The organism is Streptomyces sp. MB09-02B (genome assembly GCF_033794485.1).
In the GTDB taxonomy this organism is placed as follows: Bacteria; Actinomycetota; Actinomycetes; order Streptomycetales; family Streptomycetaceae; genus Streptomyces.
Genome location: NZ_JARGEE010000611.1, coordinates 1 through 4088 on the forward strand (window position 1 = coordinate 1; position 4088 = coordinate 4088).

Sequence of the window (4088 nt, forward strand, 5' to 3'; positions counted from 1 at the left end):
CTCACCACCCGCCCCCGGACCATCCGCCTGGAGCCCGAGATCACCTACCGCGAATCCTGCGGCTGCCCGGCCTGAGCCACTTCCACCACAGCAAGGGGCGGCAGGAGAGGTCCAGTCTCCCGCCGCCCGAGTTCAGCGAACCATCACTGAAGGGGTCAGTTTCCCATGCCCTCGCACACCCTCGAACACCTCACCCGCCCCACGCGGGCCCGCACCGCCCGTGTCTCCAGCTGGGACCAGCGGGGCCGCAACCAGGACTACTGGACCACCCCGGCCCACTCGTCCCGCGTCCTGGCCGACCTGGAAGGTCCGGGCCAGATCACGCACATCTGGATGACCCAGTTCTGCCGCAAGACCCTCGGCCCCGGTCTGATCGACCCGCTGGAGGCCGACACCGTGGCCCCCGTGATGGAGATCCACAACGCGCTCGGCGTGAACTGGGAGGAGCCGGACCCGGACTACTACCGCAAGGTGCTGATCCGGATCACCTGGGACGACGAGGAGGAACCCGCCGTCCTCGTCCCGCTCGGCGACTTCTTCGGCATCGGCCACTGCATGCCCAACAGCTACCAGTCGGCCCTGTTCACCGTCTCCGCCAAGCCCGAGGAGTCGTTGATCTTCGGTGGCAGCGCGGCCCTGAACTGCTGGGCGCCGATGCCGTTCGACAAGCGCGCCCGCATCGAACTGGTCAACGAGAACGACCTGCCGATCCAGCAGTACTTCTACATCGACTACGAACTGTTCCCCGAGGAGCTTCCCGAGGACACGCTCTACTTCCACGCCCGCTGGAACCGCAGCAACCCCTGCAACGGCTGGGCCCCCGACATCCAGACCAACAGCCCCGAGGTCAACATCGTCGACGTCACCGGCGAAGACAACTACGTCATCCTCGACACCGAGGGCAAGGGCCACTACGTCGGCTGCAACCTCTCCGTCCACCACCGGCAGGGCAGCTGGTGGGGCGAGGGCAACGACATGATCTGGATCGACGACGACTTCCTGCCCGACGGCTCCACCAGCTGGCCGCCCTCCCTGCACGGCACCGGCACCGAGGACTACTTCAACCACGCCTGGGGGATGCAGAAGAACGCCTACCTCTACCACGGCGCGATCCTCCACGAGGCCGACGTCCCCGGCTACTCCGTCAACTACCGCTTCCACGTGGCCGACCCGGTCCGCTTCGAGGAGCGCATCAAGGTCTCCATCGAGCACGGCCACGGCAACCACCTCGCCGACGACTGGGCCTCGACCGCGTACTGGTACCAGACCCTGCCGTCGCCGAAGGCCACGATCCTGCCGCTGGAGCAGCGCCTGCCCGTGCGCCCGGCCGGCCCGCCGATGCCGACTCCGGCCTCGCGTTCCGGCGCGGTCGCCGAGGAGATCGCGGTGATGCGCGAGCGCTACCAGGCCCGCTTCGAACGCCACATGGAACATCTCGCCGAGCGCACGCGCCAGCGCGGCGAGCGTTCGCTGCAGGAGTCCGAGGCCAACGTCCAGCAGGCCGCCGCCGTGCGCCGCCGCTACGACGAGCGCACCAGCAGCTGACCGCCGACCAGGAAAGGCGCACCCCTCGTGAGCGCACCCGACCCGCACTTCCCGGCGGCCCACCTCCGCCCGCCCGCCCACTGGATCAACGACCCCAACGGCCTGGTCTTCCACGACGGCCACTACCACGTGTTCTTCCAGTACAACCCGAACAGCGCCCGCCACGCCGACATGCACTGGGGCCACTACCGCAGCCCGGACCTGATCCACTGGGAACACCTCCCCATCGCACTCGCCCCCACCGCGGACGGCGACGACGCCGGCGGCGTCTGGTCCGGCAACGCCGTCAGCACCGACGGCAGGCTCGTCGCCTTCTACTCGGCCAAGCGGGACGACCGCTGGTGGCAGCCGGTCACCTCGGCTGTCTCCCACGACGGCGGACTGACCTTCACCAAGCACCCTGGCCTGCTCATCCCCCTGCCGGCCGACGAGACCTCGATGTTCCGCGACCCCTACGTGTGGCGTGACGGCGATCGCTGGCGCATGCTCGTCGGCGCCGGTCTCACCGACGGCCGGGGAGCGGCTCAGCAATACCTCTCCAGCGACCTGGAGAACTGGGAGTACGTAGGCCCCTTCCTCGCCCGCGCCCCCGAGCCGCTGCCCGGCGGCTCCGACACCGAAGAGGGCTGGGAGTGCGTGCAATACGCCGACTTCGGCGACAGCCGCGGCGTGCTCCTCCTCAGCGCCTGGGACCCGGAGGACGGCGCCTCCCACACCGCCGCCTACCCGGGCCGCGACCACGGCATCCGCTTCGCCGCCGAAGCCCCCCAACGCCTCGACCACGGGCCCGACTTCTATGCCCCCGCCCTGCTGCACGCCCCCGACGGCAGGTGGCTGATGTGGGGCTGGGCCTGGGAAGCCCGCGACGAGGTCCACGTCGGCGCCCCCAGCACCTGGACGGACGAAGTCGGCTGGGCCGGACTGCTCAGCCTGCCCCGCGAGGTGACCCTCGGTGCGGACGGAAGCGTCGGCCAGCGCCCCGCACGCGAACTCGACAGCCTGCGGGGCCGGCGAACCCACAGTGCTGAGGGCCAGGTCACCGTCGGCTCACTGTGCGACCTGGGCGCGACCGGCCGCAGCTTCGACCTGACGGCCCGCCTGCACCGCTCCGCGGACGGCGCCGCCGCGGCCGGCCTGCGCCTGGTGACCTCACCCGGCGGCAGCGAATACCTGGACATCACCCTCGACGCCGGCACCGGCGAGATCATCGTCGACCGCACACACGCCTCACGCGAGCCGCGCGCCAAGGACGGCTCCTGGCGCATCCCGCGCCCTGTCGAGGCAGGCGAGTCCGTCGACCTGCGCGTCGTCGTCGACCACTCCATCGCCGAAATCTTCCTCGGCACCGGCGAGGCCCTCACCCTGCGCTTCTATCCCCTGGGTGAAGATCCCTGGCATCTCCAGGCACACGCAGCCGGCACCGGGACCGCGGCCTTCGAACTCCAGGCATGGGAGCTGAACCCGCTCCACATCCAGGACAAGACCGATACCTCCCACGCGAGCAACACCCCCGACGGCGGGGCGTCGTGACCGCCTCACCGAGAGCCGTGGTGATCGGCGAGAGCCTCGTCGATCTCGTCTGGCACACCGGCGCGGACGTCATCCGTCCCCTTCCCGGTGGCAGCCCCGCCAACGTGGCCATCGGCCTGCATCGGCTCGGCCATCCCGTGACTCTGATCACCAGTTGGGGCGACGACCTGCCTGGCACGCTGGTGAGCCGGCACCTGTCCGTCACGGGCTTGGACGTGCTCCGCGTCCCGGCCGCCTCAGGACGCACCACAGTCGCGGTGGCCTACGTGGACAGCGCGACCGGCTCGGCCACGTACGACTTCCTCGCCGCCTGGGACCCGGCGCACATACCCATCGGGCCTGACACGGTTGTGCTGCACACCGGCTCCCTCGCCGTCGTGGTGGAGCCCGGCGCCACGCAGGTGCTCCGCGCCTGCGAGCAGCTTCACGGGCGTCCGGGCCGGGTCGTCGCCGCGGACCTCAACGTCCGCCCAGCCGTACAGCCCGACCGTGCCGCCTACCGCGTGGCGGTCGAGCGACTCGCCGGCGTCGCCGACGTCGTCAAGGCCAGCGATGAGGACCTGGCCTGGCTGTGGCCGGAGCATGACCCGGCTGAGTCGGCCCGTGCACTGCTCGGGCACGGCCCGCGGCTGGTGGTGCTGACCCGCGGCCCCCAGGGGGCCGTCGGATTCAGTGCGGACGCCGAAGTCTCCGTCGCCGCCCCGCGGACCTCGGTGATCGACACCATCGGCGCAGGAGACGCTTTCCAGTCCGCGCTGCTGGCGTCCCTGCTCGGCCCGCACCCCGACGGCACCGACGCAGCGCACGTCCCGACCGGCGGGCAGGAGGTGGAGCGGGTGCTGCGCCAGTGCGTGATGGCCGGCGCGCTCGCCACCACACGGGCCGGCGCCCAGCCACCCACCCTCGACGAACTGCGCACCGCATCCTTCGTCCGGCCCTAGCCAGAGCAACCACGAACCACCCGCACCCGCCGACGCACCCGAACCCCCGAGCCCTCAGGCGATGAGGAAGTC

3 protein-coding genes are annotated in these 4088 nt (G+C 70.9%); all 3 read left to right on the forward strand.

Translation table 11 applies throughout. The annotated features are described in order from the left end of the window. The first annotated feature begins 165 nt into the window (after positions 1-165). Genes P1P70_RS41635 through P1P70_RS41645 form a run of 3 tightly spaced genes read left to right on the forward strand, consistent with a single transcriptional unit; the run spans position 166 to position 4016 of the window. On the forward strand, positions 166-1545 hold the full coding sequence (locus P1P70_RS41635; protein WP_319247248.1) for a glycoside hydrolase family 172 protein: 1380 nt from the start codon (positions 166-168) through the stop codon (positions 1543-1545). A 27-nt stretch (positions 1546-1572) separates the two neighbouring features. Next, positions 1573-3075, forward strand: a complete 1503-nt coding sequence (locus tag P1P70_RS41640) for a glycoside hydrolase family 32 protein (protein ID WP_319247250.1) — start codon at positions 1573-1575, stop codon at positions 3073-3075. Then, the gene (locus P1P70_RS41645) at positions 3072-4016 is read left to right on the forward strand and encodes a carbohydrate kinase (RefSeq protein ID WP_319247252.1); all 945 of its coding nucleotides are present in this window, start codon (positions 3072-3074) and stop codon (positions 4014-4016) included. The genes P1P70_RS41640 and P1P70_RS41645 overlap by 4 nt, the downstream gene beginning before the upstream one ends. The last annotated feature ends 72 nt before the right edge of the window (positions 4017-4088 follow it).

What these genes read in the sequence shown, in the direction of transcription:
- P1P70_RS41635 (WP_319247248.1), top strand. Translation starts at nt 166, where the DNA reads ATGCCCTCGCACACCCTCGAACACCTCACCCGCCCCACGCGGGCCCGC.